Genomic DNA, 22,750 nt, shown 5'->3' with positions numbered 1-22,750 from the left:
TCAGCCCTGGTCACCGCAGAGTTCGGCGAAGCGCGCCGCGTCGATGTTGCCGCCGGAGATGATCACGCCGACCCGGCGCGGCAGGGGTCCCGCCCGGCCGGTGAGGAGGGCTGCCAGCGGGGTGGCGCCGCTCGGCTCGACGACGATCTTCAGGCGTTCGAAGGCGAACCGCATCGCGTCCCGGATCTCGTCGTCGCCGACCAGCGCGATCTCGTCGACGAGTCGCCGGTTGACGGAGAAGGTGAGTTCGCCCGGCGTGTGCAGGGCCTGTCCGTCGGCAATGGTGTGCGGCACCGGGATGCTGATGCGCCGCCCCGCCTCCAGGGATCGCTTGGTGTCGTCGCCGGCCGTCGGCTCCACGCCGATCACCCGGGCACCGGGGTGCAGGCCCTTGACGACGGTGGCGCTGCCCGCGATCAGCCCGCCACCCCCGACAGGAGTGATCAGCGCACCCAGCTCCCCCACCTCTTCGAGGAGTTCGAGGGCCGCGGTGCCCTGCCCCGCCATCACATGGGGATGCTCGTAGGGCGGGATCAGGGCGAGGCCGCGCTCGGCGGCCAGGGCCTCCCCGATCGCGACACGGTCGCCGGTGTAGCGGTCGTAGGTGACGATCTCCGCGCCGTAGCCGAGGGTGGCGGCCCGCTTGGACGGCGGGGCGTCCTCGGGCATGACGATCACCGCGCTGGTGCCGAGTTCCCGGGCGGCCAGGGCGACGGCCTGGGCGTGGTTGCCGGAGGAGTAGGCGGCGATGCCCCGGGCCAGCTGCTCCGGGCTCAGCCGGGACGCCGCGTTGTAGGCGCCGCGGAACTTGAAGGCGCCCACCCGCTGGAAGTTCTCGCACTTGAGGAAGACCTCGGCCCCGACGAGGGCGTCGAGCGTGCGGGAGCGCAGCACCGGCGTGCGGTGCGCGACGCCCTTGAGCCGCGCGGCGGCATCACGGACGTCGTCGAGGGTGATCGGCGGGGTGGTGGTCGTCACGCGTGTCCTCCACTGGATGTCTGGTCGGTCGCGGCACGGCCCGGCGCCGTCCCGGTCTGGGCGCGCGCCTGTGACAGATAGCTGTAGGCGGATGCGCGGGAGATGCCGAGCCGTGCCGCGACCTGTTCGATCGCGCGCCGCACGGCGAAGACGCCCCGCTCGTCGAGGCCACGGAACAGCTCCAGGCGCTGGGCCCGGTCGAGGGCGGCCCAGCTGCCGTTCTGCCGGAGCTGGTGGGCGTCGAGGATGGCGTCGACGACGGAGTCGATGTCGTTGCCGAAGGTGGTGACCGGTACGTCGGCGGGAGTGCCGCCGAGGCCGGCGAGGGCGCCGAGCAGGGCATGGGCGTCCCCCACGGCGGTGACGTCCAGGTTGACGCAGAGGGCGCCGAAGACGGTGCCCGTGGAGTCCCTCAGCACCATCGTGGACGCCTTGACGAGCTTGCCGTTCCGGGTCCGGGTGACGTAGTTCAGCTCGTCGCCCGCCTCGTCGCCGCGCGCCATGATCCGCATGCCGATCTCGCTCATCGCCCCGCCCACGGTCCGCCCGGTGACCGAACCGGCCACGGCGACCACGGACTTCTCGGGTCGCCGGTAGTCGTGCAGGACCACTTCGCACATCGGCCCGAACGTCGCCGCGAGCCCGTCGACGACCGGCCTCAGCGCGGCGACGATCGCGTCCCGCTCGGATTCCAGCGCCCGCTCGGCCGCCATCGCACCCTCCTGTCCGCCCTGGCCTCGGGCGCTCTGTCCCCGAGCCCGACTTCTAGACTACATGTCCAAGCCCTGTACCTATAGTCCAAACAGGCCGGGAAGCGTTGCACCGACCGCCCTCAACAGCAACGAACCCCCGTTCCGGCGAAGTTGAGCGCGCACAACGCACGGAAACCCCTCCGCGAGCGCGGCACAGATCTTGACGAGCCGCGTGATGTTACCGGTAACATCCGCCTCATGACAGTGACGTCGGCACCCCCGCACCCACGGCTCTTCAGCCCTGCCGCAGTGGTCGCCTCCTGCGTCGGCTTCATACTCATCGGTGCCCTGCAGGCCCTGTACGGCCCGGCGATCCCCGCCTTCCGCGAGGAGTTCGGCCTGTCGCCGTCGGCCGCGGGTCTCGGGCTGAGCGCGCACTTCGTCGGCGGGGTGGCCGGCGTGCTGCTCTTCGACCGGCTCTACGGCCGGATCGGCAACCGGCGCATCCTCGGCACCTCGTACCTGCTGATGGCCGTCGGCGCGGCCGGCTTCGCGCTGGCACCCAACTGGCCGGCCGCGCTCGCCATGGCGCTCCTGGCCGGGCTCGGCTTCGGCGGGATCGACTACGGCCTCAACCAGCTGTTCGCCGTCGGCTTCGGCCACCGCTCGACCGCCATGCTGAACATCCTCAACGCCCACTTCGGCATCGGCGCGATCCTCGGCCCGGCGCTGATCGGCACGGTCGGCGCCGCGCACTACCCCGCGGTCTTCCTCGGCTTCGCGCTGGCCACCCTGCCACTGCTGCTGTGCCTGCGCGGCGTACGCGACCGGGCGCCGCAGCCGACCCAGGCGGCCACCGAGTCGTACGGCGGCCAGGTCCTCGCCCGCAGTCTCGGCTCGGTGCTCGCCGTGTTCGTCGCCCTGTATGTCCTGCACGTCGGCATCGAGGCCGGGGTCGGCGGCTGGGAACCGACCCATCTGGAGACCGTCGGCTACGGTGCCGGAGCCGCTGCCACCGCCACGTCCGTGTACTGGCTGATGATGACCGTCGGCCGCTTCCTGGTCGCCCCGGTCGCGCTGCGTTTCTCGGCCCAGGCCATCATCACGGTCTCCTGCGCGGGCATGACGGTCTGTCTGCTGCTCGCCACGGTCCCGGCGCTCGCCCCGTACGCGTATGCCGGTGTCGGCCTGTTCATCGCGCCGATCTTCCCGACCGGTCTGCCGTGGCTCAACCGGGCGGCCCCGCGGGCCCGCAGAGCCGGAGCGGTGGTCATCGCCGCCTCCATGGCCGGCGGCGTGGTGGCGGGCCCGGCGCTGGGCAAGGCCATCGAGTGGTCCGGTGTCCGCAGTGTCCCGCTCCTCCTGGGCGCCGTCTCGGCGCTGTGCCTGACGGCGACGCTCTGGCTGATCCGCGCCACCCGGCCCCGCTGACCTGCACCCAGGCCCCGCCGACCCGTTGCCCGGCCCCGCCGACTTGCACTCCCGCCCCCGCCCATCCGCACCGAAGGGAAGTCTCCGCATGTCCGCTCTCACAGTGTCGTCCGACGGTTTCCTGCTCCACGGCGAGCCGTTCCGGATCATCTCCGGCGCCATGCACTACTTCCGGATCCACCCCGACCAGTGGACCGACCGGCTGCGCAAGGCACGGCTGATGGGCCTCAACACGGTGGAGACGTACGTGCCGTGGAACGCCCACCAGCCCGACCCCGACGGGCCCCTCGTCCTCGACGGATTCCTCGACCTGCCCCGGTATCTGAGCCTCGCCCGCGACGAGGGCCTGCATGTCCTGCTGCGCCCGGGTCCGTTCATCTGCGCCGAATGGGACGACGGCGGCCTGCCGTCCTGGCTCCTGGCGGCCCCCGACATCCGGCTGCGCTCCAGTGATCCGCGTTTCACGCAGGCGATCGACCGCTACTTCGACGCTCTGCTGCCCGAGCTGCTGCCGTACATGGCCGCGGTGGGCGGCCCGGTCATCGCCGTGCAGGTGGAGAACGAGTACGGCGCCTACGGCGACGACACGGCGTACCTGAAACACCTCGAACAGGCCTTCCGGACCAGGGGCGTCGAGGAGCTGCTCTTCACCTGCGACCAGGCCAACCCCGAGCACCTGGCCACCGGAAGCCTGCCCGGTGTCCTCGCGACCGCCACCTTCGGCAGCCGGGTCGACCAGAACCTGGCGGAGCTGCGCAGGCACCAGCCCGACGGCCCCTTGATGTGCGCGGAGTTCTGGATCGGCTGGTTCGACCACTGGGGCGGTCCCCACCATGTGCGGGACGCGGCCGACGCCGCCGCCGACCTGGACCGCCTGCTGTCCGCGGGCGCCTCCGTGAACATCTACATGTTCCACGGCGGCACCAACTTCGGCTTCACCAACGGCGCCAACCACAAGTACGCCTACGAGCCCACGGTCACGTCGTACGACTACGACGCGGCCCTCACCGAGTGCGGTGATCCCGGCCCCAAGTACCACGCCTTCCGCGACGTCATCGCCCGCCACGCCCCGGCCCCCGACGGACCCGTGCCCGCACCGGCTCCCAAACTCCCGTTCACCGCCGTCGAGTTGGACCGTCGGGCCGCGCTCATGGCTCATGTCGGCAGGCTCGCAGAGCCGGTCCGCACCGAGGCCCCGGCGACGATGAACGACCTGGGCCTGCACGCGGGGTACGCGCTCTACCGCACGACCTTCGACACGGCGGGCGACGGCCTGCTGCACTTCACGGGCGGTGTCGGCGACCGCGCCCAGGTCTTCGTCGACGGCGCCCCCGTCGGCGTACTGGAACGGGAACGCCACGACGAGACCCTGCCGGTACGTGTCCCGCACCCCGGCGCCACGCTGGAGGTCCTCGTCGAGAACATGGGCGGCGTCAATTACGGCCCCCGCATCGGCGCCCCCAAGGGCCTCCTCGGCCCCGTCACCTTCAACGGCAGCCCGCTGCACGGCTGGGACTGCCACCCCCTGCCGCTGGACGACCTGGACGCCGTGCCGTTCGCCCCGTCCGACGCGTCCACAGCCGCGGAACCCGCCTTCCACCGCGGCACGTTCGAGGTGGACGCCCCGGCCGACACCTTCCTCGCTCTGCCCGGCTGGACCAAGGGCCAGGCCTGGATCAACGGCTTCCACCTCGGCCGCTACTGGAACCGCGGCCCGCAGCACACCCTGTACGTCCCCGCCCCGGTCCTGCGCCCGGGCACCAACCACCTCGTCGTCCTGGAACTGCAGGCCACGACCGCCACCCGCGCCCAGCTCACCGACACCGCCGGCCTCGGACCGGAGAACACCTGGTGACCCACCCACCCCGCCTGCGCGTCCCCGCACCCGCCACTCCCCCCGCCGACCGGCCACCGCCCCTTCACCGACGCACCGGGCGGGCCCGCGGACGAGTACTTCGACACGGTGGCCGCCGAGTACCGCATCGACGTACCGGAAGCTCTCCCGGAGGGGACTCTTCTGCGGAGGCACTGGGCGGTACGGCTGTCGTGTCGCGTGCCGAGTGGGTCCGGAGCCGTACCTGGACGGTGCGGTCGGGCTGAGCCGGACGCCCATCGGGGATTCCGCCCCCTCGCCCTGCCTATGCTGGGGTCCTGCCGGGGCGGAACACCACCGCCGTACCGACGTCGAGGAAAAGCGATCATGACCCGAAGCTCCGCCGACGGCTCCGCTCCGAGAGGGCGCAGCAGACGGAACTTCGCGGGCGCGCGCCCGGTGATGGACGACGTGGCCCGGCTGGCCGGGGTCTCCAAGCAGACCGTCTCCCGTGTCCTCAACGACCATCCGTCGGTGCGGCCCGAGACCCGTGAGACGGTCCTGGCCGCCATGCGGACGCTCGGCTACCGGCCGAGCCGCAGTGCCAGGTCACTGGCCAGCGGGCGGACCCGCATGGTCGGCGTGATCTCCTTCGACGCGGCCCGCTACGGGCCCGCCGCCATCCTGACCGCGATCAACACCGCGGCGCAGGAGGCGGGTTACCTGCTGAGTTCGATCGCGCTGGACACGGCCGAGCCGGACACCGTGGTCGCGGCGGTGAACCGGCTGTCGGCCGAGGGCGCGGACGGCGTGATCGCGATCGCCCCGCAGCTGTGGGTGGGCAAGGCCCTTGCGGACACCCGCCTCGACACCCCTCTGGTCGTACTGGAGAACGGCCTCGACGCCGACACCCAGCAGGTCACCGGCGACTCCCGGACCGGCGCCCGCAAGGCCGTAGAGCATCTGCTGGGCCTGGGACACCGCACCGTGTGGCATATCGCCGGCCCGACCGGCTGGACGTCCGCCGACCACCGGCTGGGCAGCTGGCAGGCCTGTCTGGAGGCGGCGGGCGCCGAAGTCCCGGACCCGCTGATCGGCGACTGGAGCGCCGACTCCGGCTATGAGCTGGGCCGACGCCTGGCCGCCCGCCCGGACGTCACGGCCGTGTTCGCCTCCAACGACCAGATGGCCCTCGGCCTGCTGCACGCCCTGCACGAAGCCGGCCGCTCCGTCCCCGGCGACGTCAGCGTCGTGGGCTACGACGACATCCCCGAGGCCGCGCACTTCCTTCCCCCGCTGACCACCGTGCGCACGGACTTCGCCGAGATCGGCACGCGGTCACTGCGCCTGCTCCTCGACCGGCTCGACGGCACCGCCGAGTCGCCCCGGGTCGACTCGCTGGTCCCGGTCGACCTGGTGGTCCGCCGCAGCAGCGGCCCGGCGCCCGGACGCTGACGGCCTCTTCCCGACGACGGCCGAAGATCATCAGAGGACGCCCAGGCGGTCGCCGAGCCCGATTGCGGGCGGCCAGGTGGTGTGGCTGGACTCGACGACCGGCATCACCGATGCTGGACCCCGCGCTCGCCGACAGGACGCTGTGACTGACCCAAATAGCCGACCAGCAGGGGCGGTTGGCCCGCTCGTGAGTTACCGCGCGGCTCGACGGCCCTTGCTCCATGAGCCGACGGCCGTCGACCGTCAGCCGGTCCCGTCGGCCGCCGCCCGCTGCCAGGCCGCGTCCCGCAGCAGGCGCAGCCCGTTCAGGCCGACGAGGACCGTGGAGCCCTCGTGGCCCGCGACGCCGAGTGGCAGCGGCAGGGTGCCGAGCAGGTCCCAGGTGACGAGGCCGGCGATGAACACCCCGGCGATGACGAGGTTCTGGACGACCAGTTTCCGGGCGCGACGGGAGAGGGCGACGGTGGCGGGGACGGCGGCGAGTTCGTCGCGGACGATCACCGCGTCGGCGGTCTCCAGGGCCAGGTCCGAGCCGGCGCGGCCCATGGCGACGCCGATGTGGGCGGCGGCCAGGGCGGGCGCGTCGTTGACGCCGTCCCCGACGACCATCACCTTGCGGCCCGCGCCCTCCAGCTCCTTGACCGCGGCCATCTTGTCCTGCGGCAACAGCCCCGCGCGCACGTCCTCGATGCCGGCCTCGGCGGCCAGGTGGGCGGCGGCCCGGGGGTTGTCGCCGGTGAGCAGGATCGGGGCGGTGCCGGTGAGCCTGGTCAGGGAGGCGACGGTGGTCGCGGCGTCGGCGCGCAGCCGGTCAGCGATGACCAGCACTCCGGCGGGGGTGCTGTCGACGGCCACGAGGACGGCGGTACGGCCGGACGCCTCGAGTTCCTCGGCAAGTGCCACGACCGCGGGGCCGGGGTCGTCGAGCACGCGGGCTGGGGCGCCCACCTCGACCGTGCGGCCGTCGACGAGGGCCTTCACCCCGACGCCGGACGCGGACGTGAAGTCCTGCGCGGTGGGCAGGTGGAGGCGCCGGTCGCGCGCGGCGTCCACCACCGCCCGGGCCAGCGGGTGTTCACTGGGGTGCTCGGCCGCCGCGGCGAGCGTCAGCAACTCGTCCGCGTCGAGCCCGGATCGGGACAGCGGTCGTACGTCGACGACGCGCGGTGTGCCCTCGGTGAGCGTGCCGGTCTTGTCGAGCGCGACGGCGCCGACCTGTCCGAGGCGTTCCATCACCACCGCCGACTTCACCCGCACACCGTGCCGGCCGGCGTTGGCGATGGCCGACAGCAGGGGTGGCATGGTGGCCAGGACGACCGCGCACGGCGAGGCGACGATCATGAACGTCATGGCGCGCAGCAGCGCCTCGGAGAACGCCTCGCCGAACGCGAGCGGGACACCGAACACGGCGAGCGTCGCGGCCACCATGCCCAGCGAGTAGCGCTGTTCGACCTTCTCGATGAAGAGCTGGGTGGGCGCCTTGGTCTCGGAGGCTTCCTCCACCATCCGTACGATCCGGGCGATCACGGAGTCGGAGGCGTCGCGTTCGACCCGGACGCGCAGCGCGCCGGTGCCGTTGAGGGTGCCGGCGAACACATCGTCGCCCGGTCCCTTCGCCGCGAGGAGTGGTTCTCCCGTGATGCTCGCCTGGTCGACGTCACTGGTTCCGTCCAGCACCCGGCCGTCGGCTCCGACCCGCTCGCCGGGCCGTACGAGGATGATGTCGCCGACCGCCAACTCCTCGACGGCAACTGCCTGTTCGGTGCCGTCGGTCGCGATCCGGGTGGCCGTCGCGGGGGCCAGGTCGAGCAGGCCGCGCACCGAGTCGGCGGTGCGGGCGGTGGCGAGGGCCTCCAGGGCGCCCGAGGTCGCGAAGATGACGATCAGCAGGGCGCCGTCCATGATCTGCCCGATGGAGGCGGCGCCGAGCGCGGCGACGACCATCAGCAGATCGACGTCGAGGGTCTTGTCCTTGAGCGCCTTGAGCCCCTCCCAGCCCGGCTCCCAGCCGCCCGTGGCGTACGACAGCGCGTACAGCGGGCCCCAGGTCCAGACGGGTGCTCCGGCGAGCTGGAGGGGCAGCGCGAGCAGGAACAGTGCCGTGGCCGCGGCGGCCCAGCGGACCTCCGGCAGCGCGAACAGCCGGGTGCGCCGACGAGACACAGCCGCGGCACGCGACACGGCCTGGTCGGCCGACGGCGACGTGAGCGTGGAAGTCATGCGCTCACGATACAGGAACAGATGAACACCCCTTCATGTCTTCATGTCACTGGGATCGCGCGTCTCCCCACCGCCGAGTCCGGTAGGCGCCCAGGAGCCTGCACACGGCGTAGATGGTGACCGAGATGGTGGTGACGTACGGGCTGATGGGAATGCTGCTGCCCAGGGCCAGCAGGATGCCGCCCTCGATGGAGGCCACCGCGAAGAGCACGCTGAGTGCGGGCAGCAGGACCGGTGAGGCCGTGATCCGGGCCGCGGCCGCAGCGGGTGTGACGACGAGGGTGAGGACCAGCAGCGCGCCGACGATCTGCACGGACAGGGCGACCGCGAGGCCCAGCACGAGCATGAAGTGCCTCGCCGCCGTGGTCGGCCTTGATCCGGGCTTCCCTCTCCTCCAGGGACTCCAGCTTCTCCTTGAGGTCCTTGGCCTTGGCGGTGAAGGTGACGGCGTCGTCCGGGTCGGCCTTGGCCAGGGCGGCGGCGATGGTGTCGGCGAGCTTGGCGACCGTGGGGAAGTCGTACCAGACGTGCTCGTTGAGCTCTCCGCCCGCCGGGGCTGCCTTGCCGGAGACTTTGACCGCGTTGATCACGTCGGCGGACGAGTGGCCGCTGCTGAGCATGCGGTCGATGAAGTCGTCGTAGCCGCCACCGTTCTCGATGACGACCTTGGCTTTGGTCAGCGCCAACTGGTTCTGCGTGTTGTTCTCGTAGGAATGCGGGTCCTGGTCCGGGTCGCTGATGATCGAGGTGACCGCGACCTTCCCGCCGCCTCTCCGCTCGGCCATGTCCCCGTAGACGTTCGTCGAGGCCACGACCGGGACGGCGGAGGCCGCGGCGGGGCTCTGCGAGGCACGTGTGCCGCTGCCCGAATCCGACGAGCTTCCGCAGCCCGCAAGGAAGATCAGGCAGGTGCCGGTTATCAGCGGCGCGAGACGCCGGGGCGAGGACGCGGGCATGGATCCCTCCGGGGCAAGGCGAATGGTGTGCCGAGCTCCATCCGTCCCGGCTTCGGATCCACGCTAAATGAAAACGGATGTCACAAGCGTCTCTCGGGCTTTCCCTTGGGCAACCCTTACCGAGAACTCACTTTCCGTGGTCAGGGGGCGGGACCTCGTCCAGCAGCTGGGGGCCGTTGTTGCGGACGCTGTTGACGGCGGGCGAGACGGGCCGGGCGTCCAGGTGGCCGCCTGCCGGTGGGGTGAGCAGGTCGCGCAGGTCGTCGGTGGACTGGTGGTGGGGGTCGAGCCAGGCGTCGTAGTGGTCGGGGGTGAGCGCCAGGGGCATGCGGGGGTGGATACGGCCGGCGGCGTCGGTGGCCTCGGTGGTGATGATGGTGCAGGTCATCAGCCAGGCGGCGGGGTCGCCGTCGTCCTTGATCTCCGGATCGCGCCAGTACTCGTACAGGCCGGCGAGGGCCATCACCTGCCCGTCCTCCGGGTGGATGTAGTACGGCTGCTTGCGCACCTTGCCCGACTTCCCGTCCTTGACCTCGTCCCACTCGTAGAAGCCGTCGGCGGGCAGCAGGCAGCGGCGTTTGACGAAGGCACGGCGGAAGGCGGGCTTCTCGTGCACCGTCTCCACGCGCGCGTTGATCAACCTCGCGCCGATCTTCACGTCCTTCGCCCAGGAGGGCACCAGGCCCCAGCGCAGTGGCCGCAGCCGGCGCCGGGCCGGCGCGTCCTCGTCGGCGCCGCGTGGGGTGCGCTCCAGGACGGCGTACACCTCGTCGGTCGGGGCCACGTTCCAGCTCGGTGCCAGGGTTTCCTCCGGATGCCACTCGGACACCTGGAACAGCTGGGCGAGGTCCTCCGGACTGCGGGTGGAGGTATAGCGGCCGCACATACGGCCACTGTGCCACGGCTCGGTGAGCCGGTCCTCACAAGCTGGTCAGCACCTGGGGCGACAGATTCTTGATCACGGTGTTGGTCCAGCGCGGCTGCCGCAGGGTCTGCGGGTGGCATTCGGCGGCCAGAGCGAGGAGCTTGGCGTCCTTGGATGGCCTGGGCGAGCATCTCCCAGTACAGGGATTTCCCGGCGGCGTCGAGATGCAGCCGGCGGGGACTGCTCGTTGCACGGCCACTGGATGGCGGTGCCGCCGCGCAGGCGGTCGTAGGTGAGGCCGGTGCAGTCGCATGGGCGGCCGGCACTGCACCCGTAACCCCTTGCCATCCCTGCCCAACGCCTTGCCGCGGCTGCCCGAGCCGCCAGTCCCCCGCGGCGCTGCCGCTCGGCGCGTGTCAGCCTTCGACGCCGGTCGCGGTGTGGGCGGAGCCGACCGGCTTGGATTCGGGCGAGCCGCGCTGGCGCAGGTAGATAGACAGGACGACCATCGAGGCGACCGCCAGCAGCTCGGACTGCCAGTTCTGCAGGGTGCGGTTCCAGAAGTCGGCCGAGGTGAGGTACTGCCCCCAGCTGATGGGGGCCTGGAGGTCGCGCAACTGCTGTTCGTTGTGGGCGGCGGTACCGGTGACGGACTGGGCCAGCCAGGACAGCAGGAACAGGCCGCCCATCACCAGGCCAAGGGACCGGGAGTACACCGCCTGACGCCAGCCCCGGGCACGCGCCCAGCGGGGCGCGTCGGCGGGGGCGTGCTCACCCACGAGCTGGTCCTTGTCGGACTCACGGCCCGCCTTGTGCAGTTCCTTGGACTCCGGCGAGCCGCGCTGGAGCAGCCAGACGGTGACGAAGATGTACAGGAAGAACTGCAAGTATTCGGACTGCCAGTTCTCCGTGACGTCGACGGCGAAGTCGGACGAGGTCAGGTAGGGGCCGAGATCGATCGGCTCCATTCCGTCGCTGATCAGCCGGTTGTTGAAGTCCGCGTGGCCTGCGATCGCCTGTCCGGCCAGGGACAGCAGAAAGCCGATGCCGAACGCCAGGCTGAGGCCGTTCTCGTGCAGGAACCGGCGCACGCCGGTGTCACGCCCTGTCATCGGTGCATCAGCCCCAGCGTCAGGAAGTAGGCCAGGCCGCCGAGCACGAGTACGAGGCACAGAGTGAACATGGTCCGCATCGGTGCCTCACCCGCCCTTCACCCTGCAGTCGTACGGCTGCTCGGGACGGGGCGTGCATCCGGCGGCTGTCACCTTCCAGCCGGTCGGGAAATGGGCCAGGAACAGGGTGTCGTCGGTGAGGACGACCCGGGCCTGATTGCCGTACACGTCCACTTTCCGGACCGAGTCACCGGCCGGGAGCTGTTCCTGGGTCACCGCTTGATCGCATGCCGTCTGCTCGGACTTCTCCAGCTCTTCGAGCGTGTTCGGGGCCAGCAGAGCGCAGGCCTGCCTGCCGTTCCCCTGTCGCAACGCGTCCGTGAAGCCGGTCGCGGCGGCGGAAGCGCCCTCGGTGCGCTCGCCCGGAGCACCGCAGCCGGTCGTCACGGCGAGGGCGGCCACCAGGGCGCTGCTGCACCATCTGCTGATCGACATCGCGCTTCGCTTCCGCTCGCGTCGTCATTTCTGTGACGTGGAGGACCAGGATCCGCGACGCGCCGCCGGGGCGCACGGTGACGCGCCCCGGGTGGGTGACCGGGCCCTGGATCGAGCGGACGACCCCGTTCGGTAGGTGGGTGACGCCGAGGTTGACGGGCTGCTCGTCACTGGGAGGGGAGCGCCGGCGTGCCAGGTCGCAAACCTCGTCGGCGACGCCCCGGTCACGCACAAGGAACGAGGGGCCGGCTGCCGCGGGCTCTCCCGCCGCCGGCCCGTCGTCGGCCCATCGTCGGGGTCACGCCGCCGGGATGCCGAGTTCGGTGAGCAGGGCGCGTACGCGCTGTTCGATGTCGTCCCGGATCGGCCGTACGGCCTCGACTCCCTGGCCCGCCGGGTCGTCCAGCTGCCAGTCCAGGTAGCGCTTGCCGGGGAAGAAGGGGCAGGCGTCGCCGCAGCCCATCGTGATGACCACGTCCGAGGACTGCACCGCCTCGGTCGTGAGGACCTTCGGTGTCTCGGCGGAGATGTCGATGCCGACCTCCGCCATGGCCTTGACGACGGCTGGGTTGACCGCGTCGGCGGGCGCGGAGCCGGCCGAGCGGACCTCCACCCGGTCGCCGCCGAGGTGGGTGAGGAAGGCGGCGCCCATCTGGGAGCGGCCGGCGTTGTGGACGCAGACGAACAGGACCGAGGGGCGTGCGGTGGAGGTGCTCATGGCGGGCGTCTTTCCGGGAGGCGATTCAGGAGGAGGCGAGTTCGGGTTCGCCCTGCAGGTCGGCGATCCGGTCCGTGGCGGGGGCGGGACGGCCGTACACCACGGCGACGGCACCGAGCCCGAGCACGGCTCCGGCCAGCTGGGCGGCGATGAACGGCACGACGGAGGCCGGGGCGATGCCGGCGAAGGTGTCGGTGAAGGCCCGGCCGATGGTCACCGCCGGGTTCGCGAACGAGGTCGATGAGGTGAACCAGTAGGCGGCGCCGATGTACGCGGCCACCGCAGCCGGCGCGAGAGAAGCGCGGTGGATGCGGCCGAGGCCGAGGATCAGCAGGATCAGCCCGGCCGTGGCGACCAGCTCGCCGAGCCAGAGGTGCGCTGAAGACCGGTCGTGCGTGGACCAGTCGACCAGCGGCTTGGCGAACATCGCGTCGGCCAGGACCGCCCCGCCGATCGCTCCCGCTGTCTGGGCGGGGACGTACGCGGCCACGTCCCGCAAGGTGAGGCCGTCGGCGTCGCGACGGCCGGTGAACCACGCGGCCAGCGTGACGACGGGGTTGAAATGCGCGCCCGAGACCGGCCCGAACAGCAGGATGAGGATGCCGAGGCCGAAGACGGTGGCCAGGGAGTTGGCGAGCAGTTGCACGCCCACGTCGTGCGACAGCTCGGTGGCCTGGATGCCGGAGCCGACGACCACCGCCACGAGCAGGGCGGTGCCGATCGCCTCGGCGGCCACGCGGCGGCCGAGCGACGCGCTCACGCGCCGGCTCCGGCGGTCTGCGGCGTGGTGAGGAAGGAGGCGAGCCGGTCCAGGACACCGGGCAGCACCCAGTAGTAGACCCAGGTGCCGCGGCGCTCACAGTCGATGAGACCGGCCTGCCGCAGCAGCTTGAGGTGGTGGGAGATCGTCGGCTGGGACAGCTCGAAGGCAGGGGTCAGCTCGCAGACACAGACCTCGCCGCCTTCTCCGCGCGAGGCGATCATCGACATCAGGCGCAGCCGGACCGGGTCGCCCAGGGCCTTGAAGACCTTCGCCAGCTCGGTCGCCTGCTCCTCGTCCAGCGGGGCGGCAGCCAGGCCCGCGCAGCAGGCGGGATCCTCCTGTCCGATCACCTCGAGCTGACCGATCACCTCAAGCTCTTGTTTCGACATGCCTCTATGTTGACGTTTTTCGATCCAAGGCGCAAGCTTGCATCAACGAACTTCAATACAGGCCGTTCCGGGGCGCCGCCAAGCCCCGTCACAAGGGAGTGAAGTCATGCGCGAGCAGTCCACCGACCTGCGTGAAACCGTCCGCCAGCGCTATGCGGCGGCAGCCGTGAAGGTCACCGAGGGCGGTACCGCCTGTTGCGGGCCCGAGCCGATCGAGGTCGACGAGAACTTCGGCTCCACCCTGTACGCCGCCGACGAACGCGACACCCTGCCCGCCGAGGCCCTCGCTGCCTCCCTCGGCTGCGGCAACCCCACCGCCGTGGCGGAACTCCGCGAGGGCGAGCGCGTCCTCGACCTCGGCTCCGGCGGCGGGATCGACGTCCTGCTCTCCGCACGTCGCGTCGGGCCGACAGGGAAGGCGTATGGCCTGGACATGACCGACGAGATGCTCGAACTCGCCCTGGCCAACGCCGCGAAGGCGGGCGCCACGAACGTCGAGTTCCTCAAGGGCACCATCGAGGCCATCCCCCTGCCCGCGAGCACGATCGACGTCGTCATCTCCAACTGCGTCGTCAACCTGTCCGTCGACAAGCCCGCCGTCTTCGCCGAGACCTTCCGCGTCCTGAAGCCCGGCGGCCGTATCGGCATCTCCGACGTCGTCGCCGACGACAGCCTCACAGCGGAGCAGCGGGGCGAGCGCGGTGACTACGTCGGCTGTATCGCGGGGGCCTTGTCCTTCGCGGAGTATCGGGCCGGTCTGGAGGCCGCGGGTTTCCACGACGTGGAGATCACCCCGACGCACTCGGTCGCCGACGGCATGCACTCCGCGATCGTCCGCGCAAGGAAGCCGGTGACGGCCCACGCCACTGCCGCAGCCTCAGCCGCTGCCACTGCCAGTGCCAGTGCTCCTGCCTCCGCCGCTGCTGGGCAGGCTTCCGAGCAGGCGGAGTCGGCCGACGTGTGCTGCGGCGTGAGCGGCTGCTGCACCTCGGTCGAGACCTCCGCCGACCCGGCGCTCACGGCCACGCAGGCGAAGACCGCGTCAGGATGCGGCTGCGTCGACTGACCCCCATCCCCCCGACAGCCGGGCCAGGGTGTGGGGTGTGGGCACCTCCGCGAAGGTGCCCACACCCCACGATGATCCACGTTTCCATGAATTCAGGAATCCGTGTACCGTCGAGCCGTGCTGACCATCGCCTCCGACGTCGACGCCCTGGCCCGCTTCGGGCGCGCGCTCGCCGACCCGATCCGCTGCCGCATCCTGCTCGCCCTGCGGGAGGCCCCCGCCCACCCGGCCGACCTGGCCGAGAAGCTGGGTGTCTCCCGCACCCGGCTGTCGAACCATCTCGCCTGTCTACGCGACTGCGGCATCGTCGTCGCCGTCCCCGAGGGCCGGCGCGTGCGTTACGAGCTCGCCGACGCCCGCCTGGGCCATGCCCTGGACGACCTGCGCGGTGCCGTCCTCGCCGTCGAGGCCGACCGGACCTGTGCCGAGGCCGACGAGAAGGACTGCTGCTGATGACGGCCGCGCTGTCCCTGGGCCCGTCCTCACGGCGTCGCACTCAACTGGCCCGGCGAATACGGCTGCTGGTGGCCGCCACCATCACGTACAACGTGATCGAGGCGATCGTGGCCCTCACCGCCGGCACGCTCGCCTCCTCCACGGCGCTGATCGGCTTCGGCCTCGACTCGGTCATCGAGGTCTCCTCGGCCGCGGCCGTCGCCTGGCAGTTCTCCGCCGCCGACGACGCCGCACGCGAGGCGCGGGAGAAGAGCGCGCTGCGGATCATCGCGGTGTCCTTCTTCGCGCTCGCCGCCTACGTCACGGTGGACTCCGTCCGCGCCCTGACCGGCACCGGCGAGGCGGAGCACTCCACCCCCGGGATCGTGCTGGCCGCGCTGTCCCTGCTCGTGATGCCGTTCGTGTCGGCTGCACAGCGCCGAGCCGGGCGCGAACTGGGCTCCGCCTCGGCGGTCGCGGACTCCAAGCAGACCCTGCTGTGCACCTACCTGTCCGCCGTCGTCCTGACCGGGCTGCTCGCCAACTCGCTGTTCGACTGGACTTGGGCCGATCCGATCGCCGCCCTGGTGATCGCCGCCGTCGCGGTCAAGGAGGGCCGGGAGGCGTGGCGGGGTGACAGCTGCTGTGCGGTGCCGCTCGGCGTCGACACGCAGGCTGGACAGGAGGGACAGGCGGGGCACGGCTGCGGTGCGGGGTGTGGCTGCTGCGGTCCTCAGAGCGGAACCACCTGACGGAACTGATCCACTACCTCGCAAGGCACGGACACTGACACGCAGACGCCTTCGTCACGGACGTCCTGACGTCGCGAATTACTCAAAGACGTCGCGAATTGCTCAAAGGTGAAGCCTCGCAAGCGGACTTACGCTTCAGCGACGGGCGAGTTCCGCGGCGCCGAAGGAGACGTCGAAGCGGTCGCACCAGATGCTGACGCTGCCGTACCGGGCCGGATCCACATCTGCGGGCACGGTGTAGTTCTGGCTGCCCTTGTTGCCCTTCAGCTTGCCGAGACCGACATGCTCCCCGTCGTCGAACACGTGCCAGCCGGCCCGGCCTTCCTCGACCGGTGCGTCGGTCAGCAGTACGCGCAGGTCAGGGCCGTTGCTGGTGTCAAGGTTCTCCAGCCGCACGATGTGGGAGCCATCGGCCAGCCGCAGGAGCTTCACCGTGCCGGACGTCGCATGCTCGTGGCTGATCAGCTCGCCCCTGGCCACCGTCACCGGTCGTGCCGGAGCCGGCGCGCCGGATGCCCCCGACGACGGCGCCCCGGCGGGCGCCTTGGAGGCGTCCACGGTCACGGGCAGCGCCTCCTGCACCGTCTCGTCCTGCCACAGCTTCCACGGCTGGAACCAGTACAGCCCGAAGCCGACCCCGGCGACCGCCACCACCAGCACGCCGACGATCCACGGCCTGACCCGAGTACGTCGTCCCTGCCCCATACGCCCCACCTCCCGGAAGTCACTGCTCTCACCCCCATTCAACGGGTGGAGCGGCCATCTCGGGCTGCACGGCCGATGACGAAACCCTTACGTCCCCGTCGCCCACGACGGTGCGGATGATCGCGTCGGTCGGGCGGCTGATCCTCGGTACCCCGACGACCCCCGCCTGATCGAGCTCGTCGGTGAACTGTCCACGCGCGACAAGCAGTTCGCCCATCCGGTCGTCGGCGAACTCGTCCTGGACTGGACACCCTGACCGCCTACACCGACCCCGACCAGCACCTGACCGTCTGGACCGCCGCCCCCGGCTCCCCCACCCACGAGCGCCTGCGCATCTTCGCCTCCTGGGCCGCCGACCAGCATCTGTCGGCCTCCTCCTCCCTCACCGACTCCAGCCACTGACGCCCGCCGTCTCACCTGATGTCCGCGCGTCAGTGTGAGCGCGGTCAGCGGCACGCAGGTGGCCCCGCGAAACGTACAACCAGCGTGCCGAGCACCGGAGTTGCTGCGAACGCGGCCACACCCATGAGCGCACGTCGGCCGGGAACAGCGGCGGCGCTTCCCGCAACGGCACCCTGCGCCCAGACCGTGCTCATCGACGCGGGCTGCCGCCTCACCGGGCGGCCACGAAGATTCAGTGCGCGGCCCCCAGCGCGGAGCGCCCCGTCCCGGTGGATACGGCCCGACAGGCTGGACAGGGGCAGGTCGTGGAGCGCCCAGACGGGCGGGGATCGGTCTCTTGGCGCAACGTGTCTCCGAAGAAAGCGCTAAGACGCCGCTTCTCTTGGTGTGACTGGGGCTGCTGGGGCTATATGTCGGCCCATCCCGCCGCGTTCGAGTAGGACTCGTAGGAGTAGCGGGTGCTGCGGTCCCACTCGTCACCGGTGATGCGCCTGTATGCCTCGTCCGGCACGTAGAGCAGGCTCTCTGCCCACATCAGATCTCGGGCGTAGGGAGCAAAGAGCTGCGAATCGCGGAGCGTTGCTTCGTAGGTTTCACGGCCGGCGGCCACGATGGCTGCGCGGGTGTAGAGGAAGCTGTCGCTCGACAGGTCGTGTCCGTACTCCTTGCGATCCAGCCGGTAGAGCGCCCATGACAGCTGTTCGGCAAACCCGATGACAGTCGCCAGCGGTCCAGCGGAGAGACGGCTCGTCAATGCCGCGGCCAGTTGTTCGGCGTCCGGGTCGGGCGTGGACGGTGTGCAGTCGTCGATGAGCTGCCAGAAGGCGTTCTCGTTCATGGGCAGAGCATGACGGACCGCTGTGACAGCGGCGGGGTCCTGGCCCGCGCACGGTCCCGGCTCCACTGGGCGAAAGTGCTTCGCGGTCACCTGCTCGAGCTCGCCCACCGCCCTGAGGGCGTGACCTCGGAAGGCTGCGCTACCCCGGGAACAGCACCCACAGCTCGTCTGGAACCAGCCGCTCAACCAGGCCTCCACGAACCACTCAACGACCCGCAGGCATGAAAAGAAGCGGTGTCCAAGACCAAGAGGCCATCACTCGGTCGGGACCGCGCTGGAACGCCACGAACCCGTACGAGGTCAGGGCGTCAGGAGGGCCTTGATGGCGCGGCGTTCGTCCATGGCCTTGTAGCCCTCGGCGACCTGTTCCAGGGTCAGGGTGAGGTCGAAGACCTTGCCCGGGTCGATACGGCCGGTCAGGACCCGGTCGATCAGGTCGGGCAGATATCCGCGCACGGGAGCCGGGCCGCCGCGCAGGCCGACGTGGGAGTAGAACAGCTCCTCGCCGTCGAGCGCGACGTCGTGCGGGACGCCGACGAAGCCGACGTTGCCGCCGGGGCGGGTGGCGTGCAGGGCCTGCCGCATGGCTTCGGGGGTGCCGACGCACTCCAGGACCGAGTCGGCGCCGATGCCGCCGGTGAGGTCCTTGACACGGGCGATGCCTTCCTCGCCGCGTTCGGTGACGATGTCGGTGGCGCCGAACTCCAGGGCCAGCCGCTGCCGGGAGGCGTGGCGGCTCATGGCGATGATCCGCTCGGCGCCGAGCTCCCTGGCGGCGATGACACCGCACAGACCGACCGCGCCGTCACCTACGACGACGACGGTCGAGCCGGGCTTCACCTCGGCGGCCCGGGCGGCGTACCAGCCGGTGCCCATCACGTCGGACAGAGCCAGCAGGCTAGGCAGGAACTCGTCGGCGGGCCGCTCGGGAGTGGCGACGAGCGTGCCGTGGGCGTTGGGGATGCGGACGTACTCGGCCTGGCAGGTGCTCATGAACTCCCGGCGCAGGCAGTTGGACTGATAGCCGTTCAGGCAGTTCGGGCAGCTGTTGTCCGACGTGGCGAAGGAGCCGACGACGAACTGTCCTGGCCTGACCGAAGTGACATCGCTGCCGACCTCCTCGACGATGCCGACGTACTCGTGGCCCATCGGATGAGGCTCCTCGACGGGATTCAGGCCACGGAAGTCCCACAGGTCCGAGCCGCACACGCAGGTGGCCACGGTACGGATGACGGCATCGGTCGGCTTGATGATCTTCGGGTCGTCGAGCCTCTCGAAACGGACGTCGCCGGGGGCGTGGATGACTGCGCCGCGCATACGAGTGCTTCTTTCGTTGCGGTGTCTGCTCGGGGTCTGCTCTGGGTCGAGCCTCACACGCGACGGCGGGGAGGGAAAGCGGAGAGGTCATCACGGGGGAACGAACAGCTGGGAGAAGTTCCCTCAACCCTTTGAAGGGCAACTCCCGGGCCCGCGCCGACGCGGTCCACTTCTCGCCCGCTGCCCGCACGGCTGGCACTCCCACGGTCGTGGCCAGACCTTCTACATGGTCGAGGGCATCGCCCTGGTCCAGTTCCGCGGCGGCGAGAGCATCGAGGCGCACTCCGGTGACGTGATCGGGACCCCGCCAGACGAAGTCTGCGTCGACAGCGGGGCAGGGGACGAGGTCTGGGACGGCCCAGGGCTCCGTCCGGGCGACGCGAAGTCCCGGAAGCAGCAGGGCCGGCTGATGCACTACAGGCCCGCCGGATTCTCGAAGCTGTACGACGGGTTCAGGGACCGCAGGGTGCCGGGGTCGCCGTTGCCGCGATCGCCTTCAGCTTCCTGTACGACACCGTGGCCGTGGACTCGGACGCGCCCCGCAACCCACTCGACCTGGTCGACCCGAAGTGGAAGGGCAAGATCGCCTCGTCGTACCCGCACGACGACGACGCCGTCCTTTACCCCTACGCGCTGTTCGCCCGCACCTACGGCACCGCAAGAGTCGCCACCGCTCTGTGGCGGCTGCGCGGGCCAACCGTGGGAGCTTGCAGGCACATTGGTCCGCGACCGATGCGTGCAATTCCCGTCTCAGGGAGCTGGCGTGGTCGATCTGCGCGAGTCAAAGGGAGATTGTGAACCACAGCCGGATGTAGCCCCTCCGCCCCCGGCGCCGGCTTCACACCCCCCGGCCCGGCCCAGGCACCGCCCGGAGTTCGGGACGCCCGGTGGCTCGGTCAGTCCACCGGGTGACCGGGCGAGATGGAGCGGGCGTCGTCAAGGCGCAGCAGTGGCCCGTCGTACGACGCGCGCTCGCCCCACTCGGCCGGGTCGAGGACGAAGCCGACGTGGTCGCCGCCGCCGATGCGTGTGACGATCCGGCCGATGAACCAGGCCGGCGCGTCCTGAAGCACGATGGCCCCGCCGTGCCCCTCCCGCCAGCGGACGTGCCGGAACTTGTCCTCCCGGTCGCCGGTGCGCCCGCCGAACAACTCGGCCAGGGCACGCTGTTCGCGGGTCAGCAGGTGCACGCCCAGGACCTGCGCGGACTGTGCCACCCGGAAGGTGTGGTTGGCCTCCGAGAGCCACACCACGAACCGCACCGGCCGGATGGAGCACTGCGAGGCGAACCCGACCAGGCAGCCGGCCCGTTCGCCGCCCGCCGCGGCCGTGACCACACACATGTCGGGGTTCAGCCGTCCGATGAACTCGTCCATGTCCGCCATGCCCAAGCCGCTTTCGTCGCCCGTGACTAGCCTCTCGTCATCACCTCACCACGCAGCGCAGGCCCATGCCACCCAGCGGGCTCAGCCGCCGCCGCGCGGTCGGTGCCCATGGCCTCGGGCGACGTCGGGTCAGCCGGGCAGGGCGTGCGGCGCAGGAGCACCGACGCGACAACCGCACGGTCCAGGCGCTTGTCGAACCGCGGAGGGGGCACCGGCGATCGGATCTCGGACCAGATCCGAACCTGCCGGACACGAACCCCGACGAGACCTGGTGATACGTCAGTACACCGGGCTTGCAGCACTCCCAGCCGCCCTTCCCCACGTGATGGAAGGGCGGAGGCAACGCAGGCAGCCAAGTCGCCCACCCGTCGCCGACCAACCAGCCATTTTCGCAGGTCAGCGAAGTCTCCCTCGTGGCCCGTCCCTTCCATCCGGGTCTCTTCACCAGCGCGTTCCCCGGGCCCGCGCCGGCTGCGCCCGCGTCGGTCGCCGCGGGCCAGGAGGCGTCGTCGTAGCCGGGCGCCTCCCAGTTCACCTTGCCGGCGGCGTTACGTGGGGAGCTGAGGCGGGCGACCCACGGCAGCCGGGCACGTCAGCAGGTCGACAAGGGTTTCTCCGTGGAGTTCCCGGTGCACCCTCGCCGCCTGGTTGACTGCGTCCGATGGGCCGTGTGTCGCCCCGCGTCCACCGCCGCGTACAGGTCGCTCCACGCGGCGGCCAGCCGTTTCATGCTCTCCGCTTCCAGCTTTCGGGCGATCTCGTCGCCGTTGATGCCCAGGCGCTCCAGTCGACTCCACACCTCGTGGGCCGCGCGGTGGTGCCCCATGAGGGTGTCGCCGCACAGGGCGAGGCGGCGGGCGGCGGCATCCAGGGTGGGGAGGGTCATCGTGCTGATCGTGCCCCAGGTGACGAGCCGTTCCACGTATCGGGTGGGGGACGACGACGGGTCCGTCACGGTGGTGGCCGTCCACATCAGTCGTTGCGGATGGCCCCCCGCGGCGGCCAAAGCGCGCCACTGGGTGTCGCCGAACCAGTCGTCGTGGATCTGGTAGAAGTGTCGGGCACGTGCCACGGCGGCCTCGCCGCGCAGGGCGAGGGCGTCCGGGGTACCCAGCTCCTCCAGCCGGGCGTCGACCTCGGCGTCCAGCAGGCCCACGGGCAGTGAGACCACCGAGGAGAGCGTGGAGAGCCGTCGGCCGCCGGCCAGGGCACGCTGGATGCCTTCCACGTAGGCCTCGAGGGCCTGACGGTAGCGTGACACGGAGAAGACTGCGGTGACGTGGACGGGGATGCCCTCGCCGATGCACTCCCTGATCGCGGCGATCCCCTCGGCAGTGGCCGGCAGCTTGACCATCGCGTTCGGCCGGCTCACCGCGCGCAGCGCCCGTTCCGCCTCCGCGACGGCTGACTCGACGTCGCACGCGAGGCTCGGATCCAGATCCATCGACACCATGCCGTCCAGTCCACGCGTGGCCCGGTACACCGGCCGGAGTTCGTCGCAGGCCCAGCGGACGTCGTACGCGGACACCGCTCGCACCGCGTCGGCGGCGCAGATGTCGTCGGAGGCAAGGCCGGCGAGCTGTTCACGGTAGGCGTCTTCGGTCTCGACCGCCGCGGCCAGGGCGGCCGGGTCCGATGTGGCGCCCCGGACTCCCGTGTGCGCGACGAGACGGGTCAGGCATCCGGAGGCCAAGTGGCCGCGGCTGAGTCCGTCCAGCCATGGCGAGACACCCTCCGCGACCAGTTCGTCCAGCTCCAGCACACCTGGTGGCCCCAGCCGGTCCGACATGACGGATCGTCACTCCTTGGTGCATCACTCACGAGTTCAAGTGTCGGTATCGAGGCTATTCGCATGTACCCGGGGTGAACTACGGGTGATGTGCCACATTGGCGCAAAGTGGTTCTCACATCGACTTGATGAAGTACCGGCTATTTGACGAAGTGCGTCGATCACCATTGGGCA

General features: G+C 70.8%; 19 protein-coding genes and 6 pseudogenes. 8 read left to right on the top strand and 17 right to left on the bottom strand.

The genetic code is table 11. The annotated features are described in order from the left end of the window. Together ACQEV2_RS38910 and ACQEV2_RS38905 are read right to left on the bottom strand one after the other, a co-directional pair. Positions 1–978, bottom strand: a complete 978-nt coding sequence (locus ACQEV2_RS38910) for a pyridoxal-phosphate dependent enzyme (protein ID WP_433052830.1) — start codon at positions 976–978, stop codon at positions 1–3. Next, positions 975–1,691, bottom strand: coding sequence for a helix-turn-helix transcriptional regulator (locus ACQEV2_RS38905; RefSeq protein ID WP_433052827.1), 717 nt, complete (start codon positions 1,689–1,691; stop codon positions 975–977). Before ACQEV2_RS38905 ends, ACQEV2_RS38910 begins: the two co-directional genes overlap by 4 nt. Positions 1,692–1,928: 237 nt before the next feature. Here ACQEV2_RS38905 and ACQEV2_RS38900 point away from each other — a divergent pair, with 237 nt between their 5' ends. From ACQEV2_RS38900 to ACQEV2_RS38890, 3 genes are all read left to right on the top strand, one after another. Next, a complete protein-coding gene (locus ACQEV2_RS38900; RefSeq protein ID WP_433052824.1) occupies positions 1,929–3,101 on the top strand; it encodes an MFS transporter in 1,173 nt (390 codons plus the stop codon). Positions 3,102–3,189: 88 nt separating this feature from the next. Beyond that, the gene (locus tag ACQEV2_RS38895) at positions 3,190–4,956 is read left to right on the top strand and encodes a glycoside hydrolase family 35 protein (RefSeq protein WP_433052821.1); all 1,767 of its coding nucleotides are present in this window, start codon (positions 3,190–3,192) and stop codon (positions 4,954–4,956) included. A gap of 345 nt (positions 4,957–5,301) precedes the next feature. Further along, on the top strand, positions 5,302–6,369 hold the full coding sequence (locus ACQEV2_RS38890; protein WP_433052818.1) for a LacI family DNA-binding transcriptional regulator: 1,068 nt from the start codon (positions 5,302–5,304) through the stop codon (positions 6,367–6,369). Between the two features lie 243 nt (positions 6,370–6,612). On the opposite strand, the gene ACQEV2_RS38885 is transcribed toward ACQEV2_RS38890, so the two are convergent. The 10 genes and pseudogenes from ACQEV2_RS38885 to ACQEV2_RS38840 form a co-directional block, all read right to left on the bottom strand. Next, positions 6,613–8,589, bottom strand: a complete 1,977-nt coding sequence (locus ACQEV2_RS38885; RefSeq protein WP_433052815.1) for a heavy metal translocating P-type ATPase — start codon at positions 8,587–8,589, stop codon at positions 6,613–6,615. A 46-nt stretch (positions 8,590–8,635) separates the two neighbouring features. Then, positions 8,636–8,938 (bottom strand): annotated as a pseudogene (locus tag ACQEV2_RS38880) (metal ABC transporter permease); the annotation flags it as partial. After that, a pseudogene (locus tag ACQEV2_RS38875) lies at positions 8,937–9,545 on the bottom strand (metal ABC transporter substrate-binding protein); the annotation flags it as partial. The pseudogenes ACQEV2_RS38875 and ACQEV2_RS38880, both read right to left, overlap by 2 nt. 127 nt (positions 9,546–9,672) lie before the next feature. Continuing rightward, entirely contained in the window at positions 9,673–10,431 is a 759-nt protein-coding gene (locus tag ACQEV2_RS38870; protein ID WP_433052812.1) for an SOS response-associated peptidase, read from the bottom strand. Between the two features lie 34 nt (positions 10,432–10,465). Next, positions 10,466–10,646: pseudogene (locus ACQEV2_RS38865) on the bottom strand (hypothetical protein); the annotation flags it as partial. Positions 10,647–10,826: 180 nt separating this feature from the next. Continuing rightward, entirely contained in the window at positions 10,827–11,522 is a 696-nt protein-coding gene (locus ACQEV2_RS38860) for a DUF6766 family protein (RefSeq protein WP_433052809.1), read from the bottom strand. Between the two features lie 87 nt (positions 11,523–11,609). Continuing rightward, positions 11,610–12,017, bottom strand: a complete 408-nt coding sequence (locus ACQEV2_RS38855; protein ID WP_433052806.1) for a hypothetical protein — start codon at positions 12,015–12,017, stop codon at positions 11,610–11,612. Between the two features lie 298 nt (positions 12,018–12,315). Then, positions 12,316–12,735: an arsenate reductase ArsC gene (locus ACQEV2_RS38850; RefSeq protein ID WP_433052803.1), complete on the bottom strand. Its 420-nt coding sequence runs from the start codon at positions 12,733–12,735 to the stop codon at positions 12,316–12,318. Between the two features lie 25 nt (positions 12,736–12,760). Beyond that, positions 12,761–13,495 (bottom strand): aquaporin, encoded by a 735-nt coding sequence (locus ACQEV2_RS38845; protein ID WP_433052800.1) that lies wholly within the window; start codon positions 13,493–13,495, stop codon positions 12,761–12,763. After that, positions 13,492–13,887: an ArsR/SmtB family transcription factor gene (locus ACQEV2_RS38840; protein WP_433052797.1), complete on the bottom strand. Its 396-nt coding sequence runs from the start codon at positions 13,885–13,887 to the stop codon at positions 13,492–13,494. The genes ACQEV2_RS38845 and ACQEV2_RS38840 overlap by 4 nt, the downstream gene beginning before the upstream one ends. 106 nt (positions 13,888–13,993) lie before the next feature. On the opposite strand from ACQEV2_RS38840, the pseudogene arsM reads away from it, so the two are divergent. From arsM to ACQEV2_RS38825, 3 genes and pseudogenes are all read left to right on the top strand, one after another. Beyond that, positions 13,994–14,740 (top strand): annotated as a pseudogene (arsM, locus tag ACQEV2_RS38835) (arsenite methyltransferase); the annotation flags it as partial. 330 nt (positions 14,741–15,070) lie between these two features. Beyond that, the gene (locus ACQEV2_RS38830; protein ID WP_433052794.1) at positions 15,071–15,406 is read left to right on the top strand and encodes an ArsR/SmtB family transcription factor; all 336 of its coding nucleotides are present in this window, start codon (positions 15,071–15,073) and stop codon (positions 15,404–15,406) included. Next, the gene (locus tag ACQEV2_RS38825) at positions 15,406–16,140 is read left to right on the top strand and encodes a cation transporter (RefSeq protein WP_433052792.1); all 735 of its coding nucleotides are present in this window, start codon (positions 15,406–15,408) and stop codon (positions 16,138–16,140) included. The genes ACQEV2_RS38830 and ACQEV2_RS38825 overlap by 1 nt, the downstream gene beginning before the upstream one ends. Before the next feature lie 135 nt (positions 16,141–16,275). On the opposite strand, the gene ACQEV2_RS38820 is transcribed toward ACQEV2_RS38825, so the two are convergent. After that, positions 16,276–16,845, bottom strand: coding sequence for a DM13 domain-containing protein (locus ACQEV2_RS38820; RefSeq protein ID WP_433052789.1), 570 nt, complete (start codon positions 16,843–16,845; stop codon positions 16,276–16,278). A gap of 145 nt (positions 16,846–16,990) precedes the next feature. Between ACQEV2_RS38820 and ACQEV2_RS38815 the strand changes: the two are divergent. After that, positions 16,991–17,247, top strand: a pseudogene (locus tag ACQEV2_RS38815) (transcriptional regulator); the annotation flags it as partial. Between the two features lie 406 nt (positions 17,248–17,653). Here ACQEV2_RS38815 and ACQEV2_RS38810 read toward each other — a convergent pair. Both ACQEV2_RS38810 and ACQEV2_RS38805 read right to left on the bottom strand, forming a co-directional pair. After that, positions 17,654–18,085, bottom strand: coding sequence for a DUF4240 domain-containing protein (locus tag ACQEV2_RS38810; RefSeq protein WP_433052787.1), 432 nt, complete (start codon positions 18,083–18,085; stop codon positions 17,654–17,656). A 300-nt stretch (positions 18,086–18,385) separates the two neighbouring features. Continuing rightward, positions 18,386–19,402 (bottom strand): zinc-dependent alcohol dehydrogenase family protein, encoded by a 1,017-nt coding sequence (locus tag ACQEV2_RS38805; protein ID WP_433052784.1) that lies wholly within the window; start codon positions 19,400–19,402, stop codon positions 18,386–18,388. 391 nt (positions 19,403–19,793) lie between these two features. Here ACQEV2_RS38805 and ACQEV2_RS38800 point away from each other — a divergent pair. Then, positions 19,794–20,071: pseudogene (locus tag ACQEV2_RS38800) on the top strand (ABC transporter substrate-binding protein); the annotation flags it as partial. Positions 20,072–20,298: 227 nt separating this feature from the next. On the opposite strand, the gene ACQEV2_RS38795 reads toward ACQEV2_RS38800, so the two are convergent. Both ACQEV2_RS38795 and tal read right to left on the bottom strand, forming a co-directional pair. Next, positions 20,299–20,787, bottom strand: a complete 489-nt coding sequence (locus ACQEV2_RS38795) for a flavin reductase family protein (RefSeq protein ID WP_433052781.1) — start codon at positions 20,785–20,787, stop codon at positions 20,299–20,301. Positions 20,788–21,379: 592 nt separating this feature from the next. Next, on the bottom strand, positions 21,380–22,576 hold the full coding sequence (gene tal, locus ACQEV2_RS38790; RefSeq protein WP_433052778.1) for a transaldolase: 1,197 nt from the start codon (positions 22,574–22,576) through the stop codon (positions 21,380–21,382). Positions 22,577–22,750: the final 174 nt, after the last annotated feature.

The organism is Streptomyces sp. CA-251387 (assembly GCF_050936625.1).
Taxonomy (GTDB): domain Bacteria; phylum Actinomycetota; class Actinomycetes; order Streptomycetales; family Streptomycetaceae; genus Streptomyces.
The sequence above is the reverse complement of the archived record's forward strand: the minus strand, read 5'-3'. Positions and strand labels throughout refer to the sequence as shown.

What these genes read in the sequence shown, in the direction of transcription:
- ACQEV2_RS38905 (WP_433052827.1), bottom strand. Translation starts at nt 1,691, where the DNA reads ATGGCGGCCGAGCGGGCGCTGGAATCCGAGCGGGACGCGATCGTCGCC.
- ACQEV2_RS38900 (WP_433052824.1), top strand. Translation starts at nt 1,929, where the DNA reads ATGACAGTGACGTCGGCACCCCCGCACCCACGGCTCTTCAGCCCTGCC.
- ACQEV2_RS38895 (WP_433052821.1), top strand. Translation starts at nt 3,190, where the DNA reads ATGTCCGCTCTCACAGTGTCGTCCGACGGTTTCCTGCTCCACGGCGAG.
- ACQEV2_RS38890 (WP_433052818.1), top strand. Translation starts at nt 5,302, where the DNA reads ATGACCCGAAGCTCCGCCGACGGCTCCGCTCCGAGAGGGCGCAGCAGA.
- ACQEV2_RS38885 (WP_433052815.1), bottom strand. Translation starts at nt 8,589, where the DNA reads ATGACTTCCACGCTCACGTCGCCGTCGGCCGACCAGGCCGTGTCGCGT.
- ACQEV2_RS38870 (WP_433052812.1), bottom strand. Translation starts at nt 10,431, where the DNA reads ATGTGCGGCCGCTATACCTCCACCCGCAGTCCGGAGGACCTCGCCCAG.
- ACQEV2_RS38860 (WP_433052809.1), bottom strand. Translation starts at nt 11,522, where the DNA reads ATGACAGGGCGTGACACCGGCGTGCGCCGGTTCCTGCACGAGAACGGC.
- ACQEV2_RS38855 (WP_433052806.1), bottom strand. Translation starts at nt 12,017, where the DNA reads ATGTCGATCAGCAGATGGTGCAGCAGCGCCCTGGTGGCCGCCCTCGCC.
- ACQEV2_RS38850 (WP_433052803.1), bottom strand. Translation starts at nt 12,735, where the DNA reads ATGAGCACCTCCACCGCACGCCCCTCGGTCCTGTTCGTCTGCGTCCAC.
- ACQEV2_RS38840 (WP_433052797.1), bottom strand. Translation starts at nt 13,887, where the DNA reads ATGTCGAAACAAGAGCTTGAGGTGATCGGTCAGCTCGAGGTGATCGGA.
- ACQEV2_RS38825 (WP_433052792.1), top strand. Translation starts at nt 15,406, where the DNA reads ATGACGGCCGCGCTGTCCCTGGGCCCGTCCTCACGGCGTCGCACTCAA.
- ACQEV2_RS38820 (WP_433052789.1), bottom strand. Translation starts at nt 16,845, where the DNA reads ATGGGGCAGGGACGACGTACTCGGGTCAGGCCGTGGATCGTCGGCGTG.
- ACQEV2_RS38810 (WP_433052787.1), bottom strand. Translation starts at nt 18,085, where the DNA reads ATGAACGAGAACGCCTTCTGGCAGCTCATCGACGACTGCACACCGTCC.
- ACQEV2_RS38805 (WP_433052784.1), bottom strand. Translation starts at nt 19,402, where the DNA reads ATGCGCGGCGCAGTCATCCACGCCCCCGGCGACGTCCGTTTCGAGAGG.
- ACQEV2_RS38795 (WP_433052781.1), bottom strand. Translation starts at nt 20,787, where the DNA reads ATGGCGGACATGGACGAGTTCATCGGACGGCTGAACCCCGACATGTGT.
- tal (WP_433052778.1), bottom strand. Translation starts at nt 22,576, where the DNA reads ATGTCGGACCGGCTGGGGCCACCAGGTGTGCTGGAGCTGGACGAACTG.